Source organism: Pseudomonas sp. DWRC2-2 (assembly GCF_049897885.1).
GTDB classification, from domain to species: Bacteria; Pseudomonadota; Gammaproteobacteria; order Pseudomonadales; family Pseudomonadaceae; genus Aquipseudomonas; species Aquipseudomonas azotoformans_A.
The window spans coordinates 176649-192776 of record NZ_JAFCXD010000004.1 but is presented as its reverse complement, the minus strand read 5'-3'; the positions used below and the strand labels follow the sequence as shown (position 1 = coordinate 192776).

The window sequence follows — 16128 nt, the reverse complement described above, 5'->3', positions numbered from 1 at the left end:
TCAAATCGAACTCGACAAGCTTGTAAAAACCAGACTACTGTATATATGAACAGCTTAATGATGATCGAAAAGCGGTACTAAATCGAAAACGATGATTCGCGTTGCCGAATGCCCCATACGACCATCCGTCGAATGAACCTTCAGGCTTTCTCAGCGTTTCCGTCCTAACGCGATTTTCTACGAATTAATAATTTGACAGCGGGCTTGACGTGGCGATAATCGCGAGCCACTTTGTGTAAGCAATGTGCGTATCCTGTGGATAACTTGCATTGGTTACGTGCACCGCTGATCTTCTGAAAGGAGCAGCTTATGACCAGCGTATTTTTTAGTGAATCAAGCGCGATGGTTCAGGCGCGAAATTTGTTCGGAACCCGAACAGACCAGGCCCTTGTAAAAGACGAGGTTACCTCGCCAGCCAGCCGTGACCCCTACGAGGCTATTCGTCGCGCTAGTGAGCGGATGAACGCCGGACAGACCATTTTCGCCCTTGGTGAAAATCACACTACTCAAGATGAACAGGAAGTTCGACGCCATGCCGGACTGCTTTCCGCGATCTAAGACGCTTCCCCCGCAGTCGCCGCTATTTTGGGTCACGCATAAAGATCGGTATCTTCGTCAACAGCTTATCGCTGACATTCAGGAAGATACCGGTCGCGATCTCATCGTCTATTTCACCGAATGCGAGCAATCAGGCGCGCAAATCGATATGGGCGACGATGTGCTTTTCGCAGAGTTACTGCGAGGCTCCCTCGGAAAGCCAATCGACTTACTGCTTGAGACCAACGGCGGCTATACCGATCCGACTGAGAAAATCTGCTCCCTGCTTCAGCAGGCGGCTCCAAACCTGCGGGTTATCGTTCCCAGACGAGCAAAAAGCAATGGCACGGTAATCGCCATGTGCGGTTCGACAATCATGATGGGTGTTGAATCGGAATTGGGCCCAATTGATCCGTTCTACAACGGGGTTCCTGTAGATTTCATTCTCAATGCGCCTCCGGGCTCGTTCAACCCGATTGAGTACCAGCTCGCCTCCACTACTCGCGGTCAAACAGAAAAACTTGCGCGCGAGCTTCTATCGCGAGGAATGATGTCGCATCTGGGGCCGGAAGATATAAATGAAACGATATCGAAAATGGCGACCAGGGGGCACTACCACTCCCACGGATCCGTCATAGATATGCGTGAAGCAGCCCTGCTCAAATTGAACGTTACAGAGCACGCAATGGACGACGCTCTTTGGCAGAAACTTTGGCTGCTCAGAACAATGTACCAATACGACTGCCTACAATCGGGCTACGCAAAAATCTTCGAAGCTCAAAAACTAAGCAGCGCCGTTAAGGTTGCCCCTCGTCCTGCACCCTAAGGCCCCAGTGAGCTCGTCATGAGCTCACTGGATCCCCTCATGTGCCCGGCACATCAGACCGTAACGCCCCCCATATCGCCGGCGTGAGCTCTGATGGGCGGCGATCGGCAAAGCAGTCATTCGGAGAGGGCAGCTTCCGACTCAAATCCGATACCGGCATGGGATGCGACTGTTACCACTGTGCGTGAGGCGCATCAATATTGTTGTGGCCAACACTGGGCATTAGTAACTGAATACATGCCTGCGACACGCTGTCTGCAATGGCATAAATTGGCTGCTATCTATCAATCCCTAAGCGTTAGACACGAATCACCCCCGTCTATTGCCTTCTGAAGCTTCTGCTTGAGCAACGGGAGTTCTGACGCGGTCAGCGCAAGCGGTCTCCCTGCCATGCCAAGAAACGCCGCCAGGGCAAGGTCTGAGTGCTTGACTAGTACCACCAAATGCTCGCCTCGCGGGCCATTGCTTCCGTTCCTCCAATTCTTAACTGTCCTCTCATTCGCGTTCGTCCACCGCATCAGTGTTTTTATCACCTCATGCGTTTCACCAAGCTCCATATGTAGAACTCTCTCTATTCCAGCCGCGTAATGCTCTTGAGCCAGAAAAGAACTGCCCATTTTCATGAACATTTTTCTCTCCCCGATCTTCTACCTTCTTTAGAGTCAAGGTCTACACGGACTTGGGTACTCGGACCATCTAAACTGCGTCGTAACACATCATAGTTTTTTCTGTGTAAAAATTCTCTGCATTCCGTACGGGGGATTGTTCGTTACAGCGCCATCATCATAATAAAAATCAAGAAAATACCCGTCATCGTGTAATCGAGCATGATTGTAAGCAATATGCTTATAGTCGGCATCGGACTTCAGAGTTTTTATTATATCGAGTTTTTTATCGTTTGGCATTTTTGAGCCAAAAGTTATACTACGAACTTTACTCTTTATAATTTTAAAGAGATGCACCCCGCCATTAACACTGTCTGCTTTTGCTAAGGGCAAAATAGCACGATATTCTTGTTCATAACTCCACTCTACGGACTTCCTTAACAAGATTGAATCAAAATTATCGTCTTCAATATCTTCAAATGTTAAGATTTCACGCTCATCTCTATATTCCACCAGTTTCATGTCTATACCTTCGACAAAACCCGCTTCAAATTCAATTACAAGGCCTTTGTGCGAATCACCATAGTGTGACCACATGAGTAAATTTGTACGCGGATCACTTTTGTCGGGCATGGAAACTGTTAAAAACTGATTTATTTTGTCGTTTGATGACACGCTTAAAACTCCATATTCAGCAATCTTACTATCAAACACCTTTCTCATCTGGTCTACCTGATAATGTCTTTCACTTGAGTACTCATAATCAGACTCGTCAAAAGACAAGCTTTCACATTTTCCTTCCGAAATGTCTTGCAGTAATTCAAAATACTTGCTTGCGATAGGGGTTATTGTTGGGTTCAACTCAAATGGGTCATTAAGATCCGTTACGGGTGTGAATCGAATCATGCCACCCGTCAATATATCTAATCGATCAGAACTGACAAATTTGTAGAAGAACATTGGCTGCTTCATGGAATGCTAAACTCCCCGAGAGTTAATCTTTATTTCAATTACAAAAGAAAATTCAATTAAATATAACTACATTAATGCTTTGGGCATTACCCTTCATCGTTAGGCATCCGTCCCACGCCAGCTGGCAAACGCTCCCTCTCGCATCTTCTTCAAGTCGCCGTTATTAGATGAAGGTATCCCCCCGCGAGAGAACGCTTGGGCACCGGCTATTCTTGTCAAAGTTGGATCGGCTCTGCCTGCGCGCCAGGCTTCGGTTTCCGCAGTCAGCTCTAAGAACGGACGCCTGTTTTATGCGATCCAACGCGATTTTATGCGAATCAATGCGATTGGGCATTCTTTAATTGGCGATTTAAGTGTAGTCGCATAAAGTTGCGTAGGATTTGACGGCAAGATGTGTGTTGTGGGCCCACAAGCTTCGCTTGTTCCCCCAGCATCTCCCTTGTTCGCCGCGGGCTCAATAGGCAGTCTTGCTCCGCGAGGCTTACCGCCGCTGCCGCGACTCAGGAGCATCGGCGGAACCTTAAGATGCGTTGAACGCTAGCTGTGCTCGTTCGCGCCGGGGGAGCACGAGCCATATTTTCTAGCAAAATCAGGTTCGCCATGCGTTTACAGGAGTACCGAATTTCTTCAAAATACTTTGATATCTGTGAAGCGACGAACAAGAAAGTATGTCAGTGGGCAAGCCCTAAATTAAGGATGATCAATTGGAAAAGATTATTGCTACGGAAGTTCCGCCTCATGGTCTAGATAATGAGATACTTACATATCTGACTGCCAACTCAAATGAATTAAAGTTGGATGATGCGGTAGTTTATTACGGCTTCCCTGTCTTCAAGGACTATGAGCACGAAACGATAAAGTCAAAGATATTGATCTTATCGAGAGTGCACGGGCTGGTATTGCTTCAGACGTCCGTAAAATCAAACTTAGAGGTTGATGACGAGAATCTCAGTCAAGTTTTTAGTTTCATAGATTCCGCAATCCGTAAAAGCAAACTACTAAGAAAAAATAAAAAAGAATTACACGTTCAATTTGAAAGTGCTATTTTTTGCACCGAACAATTGGACGGCGATGATCTAGAAAATGAAACGATAACCTCTATTAATGGGATTCAAACATATCTGGATGAGTTTTCCCATGACGAGTCGCCACTTGGTGATGAAATCTTTGACGAGGCTAGAGCTATTATTGAGGGTTCTAAAGCTCTCTCAAAACCTTCCCGACGAATCAAAATCTCAGATGATCCCTCCACAAAACTTAATATTCTCATTGAATTAGAGAAAGAAGTATCTAACTTCGATATCGACCAGAGAAAAATAGCTATTAGTTTGATCAATGGTCCTCAACGAATTCGAGGTTTAGCTGGCTCAGGAAAAACAGTCGTCTTGGCAATGAAGGCTGCACACATTCATTTGCAGCATCCTGATAAAAAAATACTTTTTACATTTTATACGAAAAGCTTGTATGAGTTGATAAAAGAGTCCGTTTCTAGATTCTATAGACACTTCGCTGGAGATGAGCCTAACTGGGAAAAAATAGACATTCTACATGCTTGGGGAGGGCGAAAAATTGATGGCGTCTACTACAATGCGTGCATTGAAAACTCTTTGTCCCCAATCGCATTTCAGGTGGCAAAGAGCAACAACGCTAACGACCCCTTCAGCTTCATTTGCGCAAAGCTTGAAGAGCGAACGTTGAAACAAAAGTATGATTACATTCTGATTGATGAAGCACAGGATCTCCCCAACGATTTTTTCAAAGTGTGTTACCAGCTTGCGAAGGGGGAGCTTGGAAGTGATAAAAATATTGTCTGGGCCTATGACGACTTACAGTCAATATTTAACGTATATCAACGTACACCCGAAGAACTTTTTGGTAGTGATAGTGACAGAAATCCAAAAGTCGATCTTCGCAAATTCAAAGCGAATTTGAGTTATGGTCAGAGCAATGACCTAGTGCTCTATAAGTGCTATCGAAATCCTTTAGAAGTGCTCGTGACCGCTCACGCGGTAGGTTTTGGTCTTTATGCCGATAAGCCCGTGCAAATGCTTGAGAATCAAGAGCATTGGGAAGACGTCGGGTATACTGTTGAATCAGGGGAGTTAGTCGCTGGTACTCAAGCTAAAATTACCCGCAGCCGCGAAAATAGTCCGCTTTCAATTTACCAGCAACAAAGCAAGAGTGATCTAGTTAAGTTGTATGGTGCAGCATCAATTGACGAAGAATGCTCTTGGATTACAGACGGAATTTCTGCTGCGTTGGCCGAGGGATTGAAACCTCACGATATCCTTGTTATTTCGCTAGATGATTTGAACGCGAGGACATATTTTTCAAAAATTTCCCGCACACTAGCGCAGCATGGAATAAGATCTAATAATCTTCTGACTTCAATTTCGGCGGCGCCTCCATTTACTCTAGACGACATGGTGACCTTATCCACGGTGCATAGAGCAAAGGGTAATGAGGCATCACTTGTTTTCGCAGCCGGTATTGATGCGATATACCAATACAAAAATCACAGAAGTGGAAGAAATAAATTATTCACCGCATTTACCAGAACCAAAGCATGGTTGCGAGTTAGCGGTTGGGGTGATAAAGCTAACTATTTCTTCCGTGAAATTGAGGAAAGTTTATTAAATGCTCCAAGCCTGATATTTGAGGTCCCAAACATTGAAGAAATTGAAACAATCCAGCGCGATCTAGACAGTAAAAGCTCGGAAATATACAAGCTGCACCAAATGGTAGGTGAACTTCGCGATCAGGGCTTCTCTGAGGAGGAAATTCAGTTAGAGTTGAACCTGGCGTTTGGGAAGGGAGAATAATGAGCGCAATCTTCGATAGGAGTGTCAGGAAAACTGTAGATTTTGCGTATGAGACGGGTATCGCGTTGCAGTGCGGTCCGATAAGCTCATTGAAGGCTTCGTCAGATTTTAAAAAAGCCGCAAGACAATCCAATAGTTATAGCCAAGTCTATGATGTTGGTGCGAAAAACCAAGATTTTAATCTGATGCTCAAGGACCATTCATTTTTCCAGTTTACAGAAACTGTCGAACGGAAAGATGTCCGTTTGGCTTACTACCCAAATCCCTATTCTTTTATTGAATATCAGGATGATCGGCAAACCGCAGATAGCATGCTAGCTAGCGGTGATATAACGTTACAAGAATTTGAGCAGTTAATCAGTGAAGGGAATTTAACGTTCGATATTCCAATTATAAGATATGATCTTTCAACAGAGCAGTATTGCTCAAAGTACCACCCGGCCGCACATTTTCATATTGGATTTAGAGCTGAGAACAGGTGGCCTGTTAACAGAGTTCTTTCTCCGTTCGCATTTTTCATGAAAGTCCTTTTCTTGTACCACCCTATAATCTGGCAGGAAAAAGGCGGATACGAAAAAGAAGGGGAACTGGAAAATAGCTTTGAGGAAGCATACATACGAGAACTTTCATTGTGCTCTTTGCTGGAAGACGACAATTTTCAGGAGACTGAAGGCCGCCGATTACATTTCCGGTAGTGAGTCTTCCCACGTAGTACCTATGAGGTGCTCCGTGGGAAATAGTGGATCGAACATAGTTTAGCAGAAGATAAATTCTGACCTCAAAGTTTTCGGCAGTATGCCCGAGTAGCATTGCGCTACGAGCACCAGATCAACCACCGCTTGGCTGTAATCGACTATCACTGATACGTCCGATTCGCCGAGCCTCAAGCAGCCCTCCTCGGAGAGAGCGTTTCGCATATTTTCCGTTTACTATCGCATGAGCCCCTTCCTCACTCAAAATTGTGGATAGTTTACGAATACTTCTAAAGCGAGAGTAAGTAGCCTCAATTCCCCCGTTAGCTACTATTACTCCGGTTATCAGAGCTGGCATTCCATTTCTGTAAAATTTCGTTTTATCTTTCCGTATGCTCAATCCATAACGCCTACAGGTGCTTTCTATCTCTTCATGAAACGATGCGGGTATTTTTAAACCTGAGAAAGTCAAGTCATCTACAAATGTCGAAAATCTTAAGCCATTTTTAATGGCCAAGGAGTCCAGACGATCAAACATGACTTTGCATGACCACATGGACAAAAGTGAGCTTACTGGGCTCCCAACTGCTAATGCACCTTTATAAGTAAGAAGGTTGCTCAAAATACCTGCGACGTCGGGGGAGCAAAGCATAGCGTCTTTGAAGAAATAGTATACAAATTCTCTCTTTACCGAGCGAAAAAAATCTTGTACATCCATCGTTAAAAATTCCCAGGACTCAACATGCGCTAACGCATTCGTTACGTAAGACCTCGCAACGATCGAGCCATGAGCATAACCAGGGGTCTGAATCCCGGACAGAAGAGTATGTACCCGGGAATGAACCTTTTTAAGAAAAAAGTTGGGGACACTAGCTTGTCTAGCTTTTTTCCTTTTTCCCGTCAACTCGTTAAATTCTTCTTCTATCTCGACTAAGTGATAATTTCGGTCGTTATCGCACAGGCTTTTTATGTTCGCCAAGGATACTCTAAGAATTGCACTTAGTTTTTTCTTGGAAGTAAGCTTATAAAGGGCGCACTGGTTTAAGTGGAATCTTTTTTTATGCAGAGACCTTCTTCTTCTTTGACTCATTTCTTTTAAGATTCCATTCCAGTATCGTTAAAATCGAGGAAGCAAACCCAAGTCTAACCTTTTCAGTGACTTTTTTATCATCGACGTGCTCAGAGAAGAATATTATTGATGACAGAGGAATCTCGAAATACTCGCTGTATTTCATGAGGATTTCTATCGATGGCTGTTTTTTGCCAGCCTCTATCTCAGAGAGATAAGAGTTGGATAGCCCTAACTCAGCTGACAGCTGTGATTGTGTTAGCGTGTTGTATTTTCTTATCAAGGATAGTGCTGTGGAAAGCATAATAGCCACCTATATGTAAGTGGATTAAAAGGGGGGTATGCTAAATTAACCTCAGCCACCATTGCCAAAATATTTGTCGTATAGGCGTAGGCCAATATCAACCAGCCGTACTACAAACATTCCGACATCCAGCAGCGACACTGGTTTTTTACGTTTAGCCAAGCGTTGTTCCGCGGTCTTTTTCTCACTTTGCATTTGAAGCTCCTTAATTAGGTTGTCAGACCTTGAAAAAATTCCAAAATCCGTCTCGACACAACCAAAGGATCAAAGTGATTGATGTTTGAACAACGCCTTTCCCCCCCCCTAAGAGCCACTGTGCGTCGCGTCTCGACGACGCACAGCCCTGGCAGCTACCCGGGATACCCACGAGGGGCCGGATGCGTGCAGGCATGGGGTTAGAGGTTGATACCTCCACGGTAGACTCACGTCCACCAAATACACTCAAGATGTTTCACCAACCGCAGGCGGATCTTAGCGAAAGATTTCGCTGGTGGCAATTATTTTTCGCTGACAGCGAAAAATAATGATTTGATCATAGGGTTCGGATGCTGCTTTTGCTATGCCATCGGTTCGAAAAGGTAAGCCAGTTGCGCTCAGCAATCTGCAGGTGCTTTGCCATCATTCTCGTTTTGTGCTGATCCTCTAGTGGCACACGCCTATGATCGGGGGGGGGGGTACGAAGCATCTGCCGCATCTATCTGTGATGTTCTCTCAATGTGGGCAAATCGCTTCGGATTGTCTGGATCACTGAGTCGCCCCTAGTTTCGTAGGCATCACCGAATGACCCCTTTTGGCCGTCTGCTGCCTGTCGCCATGGGCACTTTTGGCGGATTCCTGCCTATTCTCTACAGAGGGATTGATCGGCAACGTTCAAACTCAGTAGGCTACCGTTCCGTATGCGGCTCTGAATTACTTACAGACCGACAATGTGCTCACATCTAAAAAATCCCGAATTCGATTCCACCGAGCGCCATAACTAGCTGATTTATTTATAGTTACTAGTTGGGGTACGCCAAATTTTCCACCGAACTCCAGATCCGCAGAAAACCTAGCCCCGCTGACCGCTACCGTTCGTCTGGTGCCGGCACCATATCTCGAAGCCCCGCAATGCGGGGCTTTGTGGTTTCTGGGGTTTGGAAAACGCGAGAAACTCTGGGCGTCGTTTCTTGAAAATGCCCACTAAACGTCTACGCTCAGAACACTACCCTGCTTTTTTTCGCATCCCCCACTTCTTCTTGCCGCGCTCCGCTGTCAATTCACGGCCAATTTTCATAGCCGCATCCAATAGATCCGCTGCCTCACCAAAACTGTCCGGGTCTGCTGTGCCGCTGAAAAGCACACCACCAGCTGTAACATCCAACCTCACGCTGTCCGCCAACTGATAAAACCGAACAATCTGCTTAGCCTCGTCAGTGGATAGCCCACCGAGCCGAGCGACGTTGGCCTGATATACGCGGTTGTAGTGCTCGTGAATGTTGACCGAGTATTTTTGAAACCTCGGTTCGAAGATCTCTGCAATCGAGGCCCCTTCAGGCGGAGAAAGATCCGCTTGGGCAGCTCTTAACCCCTCTACATAGCCTCTCAGCTCTACCAACTCAACCAGCGCCAAAACCTCAGCTATCAAAGCCGCACGAACGCTCTCACGCTCCCTCGCAGCTTGACGATGCCATATCCAGAACGGGCCACCCGCAGCGGAAAAGGCCGTAATCAATGCGACGGAAACTGTCGTCCAATCAATCCCTGAATTCATTATTTACCCTTCTTCTTATTAGATTGAACGGCCTTCCTCTGCACCAATGCCTCCGACCTCTACGTTTATTCCAAATTATGAACTGGCAATAATTATGACTCAGCCATAAAAACAATAATTTCAGTAGCAACCTATTCAGCCCAATGAAGGATTCTGCCACCCATCCCATCAACGTTCCCAATGACTCCCCCCGCCCCACCACGCTTCGCTGCCAATTCAGCGATCGGGCCTGAGAACCCGGCAAGATGCAGGCGCACCAAGCGCCCCTAGACCCGTATGCCTGGGCGTCGCATTACTTGCAGGAGATGAGCAAGGCGGTGATTGATGATGTGGTGAAGGTGTTGGAGTCAACCGGCACTACCAGGCAGTAGCCCCACCCTCTGCTACCCTGCTCCAAGCATCTCAACGTCCAAGACATCATGGCCGAGACAATCCCCATGACGAATGCCCCGCCCGCCATCAAGCTCAGCACGCTTCGCCAGATCGCGCCCTACCTGAGCATGCGCGGGGTATCGCCGTTGGAGTTCTTTCGGCGTTTTGGCATTTCCCCGCATGTGTTTCAAAACCCTGAAGCCTGGGTGCCGCGTGCGGCGTGCTTTCATATCGCCAATGAAATGGCTGCCATCGCCCAGGACCCTTTCGGTGGAGCGATGATTGGGCATTTGACCGATGTGCGCTCAACCGGCCTGTGGGGCGAGTTGATTCTGGGTTCCACCAGTTTGGCTCAAGCCTGTGCAGCAGCGGCGGTGCATACGGATTTGTTGCACCAGGGCAGCGAAGTCAAGATTGTCACCGAAGGCCGTACGACAAAGTTGATCCAACACTTTACCGGGCATCATGGCGCAGACCCCAAGCAGGTGATTTTCGGCACGCTGGCCGTACTCAGGAAAGTGCCGCTCATGTCGGGTGCGCCTGGCGCCATACGCGTGCATTTGAAGAACCCGCGAGAGCGAGGCGACGAGGCGCTTGAGGAGTATCTGGGCCCGAACCTGGTCATGAACGCCGACTACAACATGATCGAGTTTGATCGAGAGCTGCTTGAGATCCCCCTGCGGCCTGTCCGGGATGTCGCCTGGAAAACCACCCAAGCCTTGAACTCGACCTCGGCAGCGGCCGACGTGCTTGCCCAGCAGATTGCCGATCAGGAACTCTCCAAGCTGGTCATTATTTCCAGAAAGATCGGGCTGTCTGTGCGAACGCTGCAGCGACGCCTGGAACATTGCGGCATCGACTTCGACGCACTGCGTGACGAGACACGTCGCAGTGAAGCCCTTCAGTTGATTGCCAGCGGCCGGTACAGCGCGACTGAAATTGCCTACATGGTCGGCTACAGCGATCCCGCGCACTTTACCCGTGCCTTCAAGCGCTGGACAGGCAGCCCACCGTCGCGCTATCGCGCCCTCTTGAAACAAGATCGTTAACCCCCTCGCTTAACCCTTCCGGCCACGCTCAGCGGAGGCCTTCGCGTACGAGCTCGCTGAGCTTTTGGCACCAAATGGCAAGTTCGCGCCAGGGCGTTCTTATACAGTCAAAAAATCAACGCCAACTTATAAAACCCCGAGGTTTCAATGTCTCAATCACCCACGGCCTGCCTCTTCGCCCTGGCGCTGGCTGCTTTTGGAAGTGCGCACGCTCAGTCATCCCCGGAGGCGGCGATACCGGTGGGTGTGGATAATTTTGCGCGTGCCGAGTCCGATCTCTACTTGGGCAAAATGGTTGCCACCGGCAGCTTGGGCCGATTTGTTCATAGTCGCGAAGCCGTGCCCATCGACGCCCAGAATGTGGTGCGGATGAATCGGGACACGCTCTATTCATCAGCAGTATTCGACCTCGATGCCGGCCCCGTCACGATCGCCTTGCCTGAGGCCGAGGGGCGGTTCATGTCGATGGCCGCGATCAATGAAGACCACTACGTGCCCATCGTCACCTACGGCGCCGGTCGCCGGACGCTGACGAAAGAGGCGGTGGGCACGCGTTATGTGTTTGTCGCTGTGCGCACCTTCTTCGACCCCACGGATCGTCATGACCTGGAAAAGGTGCATGGGCTGCAGGACGCAATTACGGTCGAACAAGCCAAGGTTGGGGAGTTCGTCGTACCGAAGTGGGACCCGGCCAGCCAGGCAAAAGTGCGCGAAGCCCTCGAAGTGCTGGGCTCGACGATCCCCGATTACAACCAGTCGTTTGGTCCCAAGGGCAAGGTCAATCCGATTCATCACCTGATCGGCACGGCCACAGGATGGGGCGGCAACCCGGCCAAGGACGCCATCTACCTCGGCGGCGTGATGCCTGCGAACGACGGCAAGACCGTTTACCGACTCAAGGTCGGCGATGTTCCGGTGAAAAGCTTCTGGTCTGTCAGCGTTTACAACGCAGACGGCTACTTCCAGCAAAACCCGTATGACGCTTATTCGCTGAACAATTTAACCGCTCAGAAAAGTGCTGACGGCTCGATTGTCATCCAGTTCGGCGGCTGTGACGGAAAGATCGCCAATTGCCTGCCGACTACGCCCGGTTGGAACTACACGGTTCGGCTGTATCAGCCGAGTGACGAGATCTTGAGTGGCCAATGGCGTTTTCCTACGCCGCAGCCTGTCGCTCTCTAATTCAGGAAAGAATCGATGACAACGCTCGGTGGTTCAAACGTGTTCAAGCATCCGACGACACTCATTACAGGTATCACTCTCGCCGTGGCGATGGCGTTACCAGCGTACGCAGACGACTCAAACAGCGAGCCGTCCGTGACGGTTGGTGGGGGACTGGCGGTCGGCCCGTTGTACGAAGGTTCGTCGCACTACGCGGCGTTTGCGTCACTGAAACTCAAGGCCGTGTTGCCGACTGAAAACTGGGGCAAGTTCACTGCGGCCTTCCCGGATGGGCTGCGCTGGGACTTGCCGGGGCTATCGCCCTTCGGCGTAGCCCTGCTGTTGGGATACGACCAGGGGCGCAAAGAAAGAATCCACACCCTGGGCGGCCGTGACGACTACCTCAAGGGCATGGGCAACCTGGACAGCACGGCCCTGATCGGCGCAGAAGCCTACTGGATCCTGCCCGCCGGGCGTCTGTTCGTTCGCGGCCTGCAAGCCAGCGAAAGTCGCAACTACGGCGGCGAAAACCTCGGCCGTACCAAATACCTGGAAGCCGGCTTCGCCACCGCCTACGCACTGTCTTCGACGTTAACCCTGGACTCGACGCTGTACGGCACCTGGAGCAATGAGAACGACATGATGGCCCGCTATGGCGTCACGGCCCAACAAGCCGCGCGCACCCAGTTCGTTGAATACCACCCCGGCGGCGGCATGCGTGACGTGACCTTGAAGCTCGGTCTCACCTGGCAATGGCAGCCACAGTTGGCGCTGGAAGGCGGCCTCAAGACCTACGTCCTGGTCTCAGACGCACGCAACAGCCCATTGACGGGTGAAAAGGTGGGCGCAGGCGCCTATCTGAATGCCTTGTACCGATTCTGACCATGGAACAATCGATGAACACACATCACATGCTGCTGGGGCTGACAGGCCTGATCGGCGCGGGGCTGGCGTTTGCCGACGAGCCCGTCACCCAGATCACAGACCCGCATTTCAAGCTTGCCCCTGGCTATCTTGACGCGAAGGATCTGCCATTGCGCCTGGCCTTGCTTGGCGCGCCACCCAAACCGGACTCCGCAGCCCTTGCGCGGGATGAAGAAGCGCGGCGCGCTGCATTGTCGCTACGCGGCACAGCCCGGGAAAAACTCGCGGCGGCGGACGCGGAGCTGGCCTTCCCAGGCCCGGCGCAAGCCTTCTCCTGTGCGATGGGTACACCGATCACCGAGAAAAACACGCCACATCTTTATACCTTGATGCAGCGCACCCTGACGGATGCCGGCGGCTCCACCTACGCCGGGAAGAACGCCTACAACCGCACCCGACCTTTCGTGGCGCATAACGAAGGCACCTGCCGCAAGGATATGGAACCCCTGCTGCGCACGGATGGCTCCTGGCCGTCCGGCCACTCTGCTGCCGGTTGGGCCTGGGGACTGCTGCTGGCCGAGATTCAGCCGGCGCGCGCCACCGAGTTGATGACCCGTGGATTGTCCTTCGGCCAGAGCCGCGTCATCTGCGACGCACATTGGCAAAGCGACGTGGATGCCGGTCGCATCATGGGCGCGGCGACGGTGGCGAGCTTGCATGCCAATCCAGCGTTCCTGGCGGATTTGGCGGCTGCGAAGGAGGAGGTCAAGGCGGCTCAAAAAGCCGGTCTGAAACCTACGCAAGACTGTGGGGCGGAAAGCGTGGCGCTCTCGCTGACCCAGCACTGATCGGAGAAACACCATGATGCACTTACGACGCCTGACGCTGGTGTTGGGCGCCTTTGCGGCAATGCCCACCTTGGCCACGGCCGCCGACGGCGAGGGTTGGACCTTCAACGGCGGACCTTACCTGTGGGGCGCCGGTATCCGTGGGCACGTGGGCCATCGCAGCACCGGCACCCAATTTATCAAGTCCGACTTCTCCGACATCGCACGCACGGTGGATATGTCGGTGATGCTGATGGGCGAGGCGCGTCGTGGTCCCTACAGCGTGCTCGCCGACCTGATGTACATCGACACAGACACCCGCAGCCGCCTGCCTGGAGGCATCCTTGCCAACAAGCTTGAGGTAGAAAGCAAGACCGCTTCCGGGTTCCTGGGAGGCGGCTATACCGTGTGGGGGGATGCAGACCGGCGGTTGGATGTGGCCGGCGGGATGCGCGTCTGGTACAGCAGCACCACCCTCACCTTGCATGGTGGGCCCGTTGGCGGGCGATCCGGCTCCGACAGCGCCACCTGGGCCGACGCCATGGCCGGGCTGCGCGGGCACTACGCGTTGAATGAGCGGTTCTGGTTGTCATCCTGGGGCATGGCGGGCGCCGGGCAGTCCAAGCAAGACTGGGACCTGGCGGCGCTGGCGGGCTGGGAATTCTGGCCCGGTTTCTCGGCAGTCGCCGGCTACCGGGCGATGGGCGTGAATTATCGTCACGATGGTTTCGTCTACGACATCGTCCAGAAAGGGCCGTTGCTGGGGATCAGTGGGCGGTTCTGAGACGCGCCTTTCTGCGCAGATGGACCATTTGTGCTGTCAAGCCGATCACTAGCGCCACCGCGATACCCGCCTGTGCGCCAAGCAACACGGGCGATTGCAGGTCTGTCACGAAGGGGTGGCCATCGGGAACGCGACGCAACGTTTCGGAAACGGTGGGCACCATCAGAAAGAACGCGGTCAGGCTCAAAAAGATCGTTTCCAAGTAGACACGCGCCCGCCCCAACCAGGCCAAGTGCCCTACCCCGTAACCTGCCAACAGCAGCGCAAGGGTAATCACACCGATGATGTTGCTGACGGGTTGATGCGCCACCAGGAACACGGTGAAGCCGCCGATCAACATCGACACAAAATAGAACACTCCCGGCACTGACCGAGGCACGATGCGTCCGTGCTTGATAAACATGTAGGCGGCCAGTGGAATGGCCGGCAGGCTGCCGAGGGTGTGAAGCCAGCCAAGGGCGGAGATTCCGAACATTTCAGTGTTCCCATGTAATTGGATGACGTGCATAAACGGCCAACGTTGCAAACGTTCATCTCGATGACGCCGGCACGCTATGATCTCGGGGATCAGCTTAGTGACGGCGGGATTGGACCGATATGATGAATCCCTTGGAAAACTTGATCATTCATCCGGAAATGCAACTGGAAGGGCTGGCCAAGGGCGATTTGCTGTCCCAGGTGCTGGCGCAGATCCGTCTGACGGGCGACCGCGTTTATGCCTGCACGCTTGCGGACGCGCAGACCCTCGACCTTGATGAAAAGAGCGCGCATATCTGCGTGCTTCAGCAAGGCAAACTGCAGTTGGACGTGGCCGATCAACCGGCACAGACCTTGAACCCAGGCGATGTCATCCTGCTGCCCCACGGTCCTGCGGGCCTCGTCATGACGGCGGTGGATGGCGCCGCCAGCGTGGTCATCTGCCGCTTCTGGTTCGACGCGAGCAGTTTCCAGGCCATGCTGTTTGCCCTGCCGCGACTGATTCATATCCCGCACGCTGAAGCTGCCGCCTGGGCGGAAGGCATTCTGCATTTCATGCTGCTTGAAGCCCATGACACCCAACCGGGTGGCGCGTTGATGATTTCGCGCCTGATCGATCTTGTGGTGATTCGTATCCTGCGCACCTGGGTGCAGCAGGGTGTTGCTTCTGGATGGCTGGGTGGGCTGTCGGATGCACGTATCGCCCGAGCGCTGAAGGCCCTTCACGAAACGCCGGGCACGCAGTGGCGTATCGACGCGCTGGCGGAGATTGCGGGCATGTCACGCTCGAACTTCTGTGAACGCTTCACTACGCTGGTCGGGCGCTCGCCGCTGCGTTATCAAAATGAATGGCGCCTGACCCTGGCGAAAACCATGTTGTCCAGACAGGACGGTCGCATCGGCGAAATCGGCTTTGCAATTGGCTATGAATCCGAGGCGGCGTTCAGCCGAGCTTACAAAGCCTTTTTTGGTCGCTCGCCACGAGAGGACAACGCCCGGCCGGGTTAGGCCGGGACG

The 16128-nt window shown here is 51.6% G+C and carries 17 protein-coding genes and 1 pseudogene; 11 read left to right on the top strand and 7 right to left on the bottom strand.

Annotated features, from left to right (window positions below; genetic code table 11):
• Positions 1 to 309 precede the first annotated feature (309 nt).
• Together ACP7EW_RS19740 and ACP7EW_RS19735 are read left to right on the top strand one after the other, a co-directional pair.
• The gene (locus tag ACP7EW_RS19740; protein WP_059762288.1) at positions 310 to 558 is read left to right on the top strand and encodes a hypothetical protein; all 249 of its coding nucleotides are present in this window, start codon (positions 310 to 312) and stop codon (positions 556 to 558) included.
• Positions 533 to 1363 carry an SDH family Clp fold serine proteinase gene (locus ACP7EW_RS19735; RefSeq protein ID WP_106577445.1) on the top strand — a complete coding sequence of 277 codons (831 nt, stop codon included), beginning with the start codon at positions 533 to 535 and terminating at the stop codon, positions 1361 to 1363. Before ACP7EW_RS19740 ends, ACP7EW_RS19735 begins: the two co-directional genes overlap by 26 nt.
• A 284-nt stretch (positions 1364 to 1647) precedes the next feature.
• Here ACP7EW_RS19735 and ACP7EW_RS19730 read toward each other — a convergent pair whose 3' ends face one another.
• Together ACP7EW_RS19730 and ACP7EW_RS19725 are read right to left on the bottom strand one after the other, a co-directional pair.
• Positions 1648 to 1992: a hypothetical protein gene (locus ACP7EW_RS19730; protein WP_426219126.1), complete on the bottom strand. Its 345-nt coding sequence runs from the start codon at positions 1990 to 1992 to the stop codon at positions 1648 to 1650.
• Between the two features lie 87 nt (positions 1993 to 2079).
• Positions 2080 to 2940 (bottom strand): DUF2971 domain-containing protein, encoded by an 861-nt coding sequence (locus tag ACP7EW_RS19725; protein ID WP_082706754.1) that lies wholly within the window; start codon positions 2938 to 2940, stop codon positions 2080 to 2082.
• A gap of 704 nt (positions 2941 to 3644) precedes the next feature.
• On the opposite strand from ACP7EW_RS19725, the gene ACP7EW_RS19720 reads away from it, so the two are divergent.
• Positions 3645 to 5762, top strand: coding sequence for a DEAD/DEAH box helicase (locus ACP7EW_RS19720; RefSeq protein WP_426219124.1), 2118 nt, complete (start codon positions 3645 to 3647; stop codon positions 5760 to 5762).
• Complete coding sequence (locus ACP7EW_RS19715; protein WP_059762283.1) at positions 5762 to 6457, top strand: DUF2290 domain-containing protein; 696 nt, start codon at positions 5762 to 5764, stop codon at positions 6455 to 6457. The genes ACP7EW_RS19720 and ACP7EW_RS19715 overlap by 1 nt, the downstream gene beginning before the upstream one ends.
• A gap of 133 nt (positions 6458 to 6590) precedes the next feature.
• Here the strand turns inward: ACP7EW_RS19715 and ACP7EW_RS19710 are convergent, their stop codons facing one another.
• From ACP7EW_RS19710 to ACP7EW_RS19695, 4 genes are all read right to left on the bottom strand, one after another.
• Entirely contained in the window at positions 6591 to 7544 is a 954-nt protein-coding gene (locus ACP7EW_RS19710; RefSeq protein WP_426219121.1) for a reverse transcriptase family protein, read from the bottom strand.
• Positions 7513 to 7827, bottom strand: coding sequence for a helix-turn-helix transcriptional regulator (locus ACP7EW_RS19705; protein WP_059762282.1), 315 nt, complete (start codon positions 7825 to 7827; stop codon positions 7513 to 7515). The genes ACP7EW_RS19710 and ACP7EW_RS19705 overlap by 32 nt, the downstream gene beginning before the upstream one ends.
• Before the next feature lie 51 nt (positions 7828 to 7878).
• Positions 7879 to 8022, bottom strand: a complete 144-nt coding sequence (locus ACP7EW_RS19700) for a hypothetical protein (RefSeq protein ID WP_156425774.1) — start codon at positions 8020 to 8022, stop codon at positions 7879 to 7881.
• Between the two features lie 1006 nt (positions 8023 to 9028).
• Entirely contained in the window at positions 9029 to 9577 is a 549-nt protein-coding gene (locus ACP7EW_RS19695) for a hypothetical protein (protein WP_426219118.1), read from the bottom strand.
• Positions 9578 to 9846: 269 nt separating this feature from the next.
• Between ACP7EW_RS19695 and ACP7EW_RS19690 the strand changes: the two are divergent.
• The 6 genes and pseudogenes from ACP7EW_RS19690 to ACP7EW_RS19665 all read left to right on the top strand — a co-directional run.
• Positions 9847 to 9948, top strand: a pseudogene (locus tag ACP7EW_RS19690) (DUF3077 domain-containing protein); the annotation flags it as partial.
• A gap of 66 nt (positions 9949 to 10014) precedes the next feature.
• On the top strand, positions 10015 to 10998 hold the full coding sequence (locus ACP7EW_RS19685) for an AraC family transcriptional regulator (RefSeq protein ID WP_314525029.1): 984 nt from the start codon (positions 10015 to 10017) through the stop codon (positions 10996 to 10998).
• A 147-nt stretch (positions 10999 to 11145) separates the two neighbouring features.
• Complete coding sequence (locus ACP7EW_RS19680; protein WP_426219116.1) at positions 11146 to 12180, top strand: DUF1254 domain-containing protein; 1035 nt, start codon at positions 11146 to 11148, stop codon at positions 12178 to 12180.
• A 15-nt stretch (positions 12181 to 12195) separates the two neighbouring features.
• The gene (locus ACP7EW_RS19675; protein WP_426219114.1) at positions 12196 to 13041 is read left to right on the top strand and encodes a MipA/OmpV family protein; all 846 of its coding nucleotides are present in this window, start codon (positions 12196 to 12198) and stop codon (positions 13039 to 13041) included.
• A 29-nt stretch (positions 13042 to 13070) separates the two neighbouring features.
• Positions 13071 to 13871: an acid phosphatase gene (locus ACP7EW_RS19670; protein WP_426219581.1), complete on the top strand. Its 801-nt coding sequence runs from the start codon at positions 13071 to 13073 to the stop codon at positions 13869 to 13871.
• 13 nt (positions 13872 to 13884) lie between these two features.
• Positions 13885 to 14634: a hypothetical protein gene (locus ACP7EW_RS19665; RefSeq protein ID WP_426219112.1), complete on the top strand. Its 750-nt coding sequence runs from the start codon at positions 13885 to 13887 to the stop codon at positions 14632 to 14634.
• Here the strand turns inward: ACP7EW_RS19665 and ACP7EW_RS19660 are convergent.
• A complete protein-coding gene (locus ACP7EW_RS19660; protein WP_426219110.1) occupies positions 14618 to 15109 on the bottom strand; it encodes a hypothetical protein in 492 nt (163 codons plus the stop codon). The genes ACP7EW_RS19665 and ACP7EW_RS19660 overlap by 17 nt on opposite strands.
• A 122-nt stretch (positions 15110 to 15231) precedes the next feature.
• On the opposite strand from ACP7EW_RS19660, the gene ACP7EW_RS19655 reads away from it, so the two are divergent.
• A complete protein-coding gene (locus ACP7EW_RS19655; protein ID WP_426219108.1) occupies positions 15232 to 16119 on the top strand; it encodes an AraC family transcriptional regulator in 888 nt (295 codons plus the stop codon).
• Positions 16120 to 16128 lie beyond the last annotated feature (9 nt).

Coding starts and splice junctions, on each gene's coding strand:
- ACP7EW_RS19735 (WP_106577445.1), top strand. CDS start 533: ATGCCGGACTGCTTTCCGCGATCTAAGACGCTTCCCCCGCAGTCGCCG.
- ACP7EW_RS19700 (WP_156425774.1), bottom strand. CDS start 8,022: ATGCAAAGTGAGAAAAAGACCGCGGAACAACGCTTGGCTAAACGTAAA.
- ACP7EW_RS19740 (WP_059762288.1), top strand. CDS start 310: ATGACCAGCGTATTTTTTAGTGAATCAAGCGCGATGGTTCAGGCGCGA.
- ACP7EW_RS19675 (WP_426219114.1), top strand. CDS start 12,196: ATGACAACGCTCGGTGGTTCAAACGTGTTCAAGCATCCGACGACACTC.
- ACP7EW_RS19730 (WP_426219126.1), bottom strand. CDS start 1,992: ATGTTCATGAAAATGGGCAGTTCTTTTCTGGCTCAAGAGCATTACGCG.
- ACP7EW_RS19710 (WP_426219121.1), bottom strand. CDS start 7,544: ATGAGTCAAAGAAGAAGAAGGTCTCTGCATAAAAAAAGATTCCACTTA.
- ACP7EW_RS19665 (WP_426219112.1), top strand. CDS start 13,885: ATGATGCACTTACGACGCCTGACGCTGGTGTTGGGCGCCTTTGCGGCA.
- ACP7EW_RS19655 (WP_426219108.1), top strand. CDS start 15,232: ATGATGAATCCCTTGGAAAACTTGATCATTCATCCGGAAATGCAACTG.
- ACP7EW_RS19715 (WP_059762283.1), top strand. CDS start 5,762: ATGAGCGCAATCTTCGATAGGAGTGTCAGGAAAACTGTAGATTTTGCG.
- ACP7EW_RS19670 (WP_426219581.1), top strand. CDS start 13,071: ATGCTGCTGGGGCTGACAGGCCTGATCGGCGCGGGGCTGGCGTTTGCC.
- ACP7EW_RS19660 (WP_426219110.1), bottom strand. CDS start 15,109: ATGTTCGGAATCTCCGCCCTTGGCTGGCTTCACACCCTCGGCAGCCTG.
- ACP7EW_RS19685 (WP_314525029.1), top strand. CDS start 10,015: ATGACGAATGCCCCGCCCGCCATCAAGCTCAGCACGCTTCGCCAGATC.
- ACP7EW_RS19705 (WP_059762282.1), bottom strand. CDS start 7,827: ATGCTTTCCACAGCACTATCCTTGATAAGAAAATACAACACGCTAACA.
- ACP7EW_RS19680 (WP_426219116.1), top strand. CDS start 11,146: ATGTCTCAATCACCCACGGCCTGCCTCTTCGCCCTGGCGCTGGCTGCT.
- ACP7EW_RS19725 (WP_082706754.1), bottom strand. CDS start 2,940: ATGAAGCAGCCAATGTTCTTCTACAAATTTGTCAGTTCTGATCGATTA.
- ACP7EW_RS19695 (WP_426219118.1), bottom strand. CDS start 9,577: ATGAATTCAGGGATTGATTGGACGACAGTTTCCGTCGCATTGATTACG.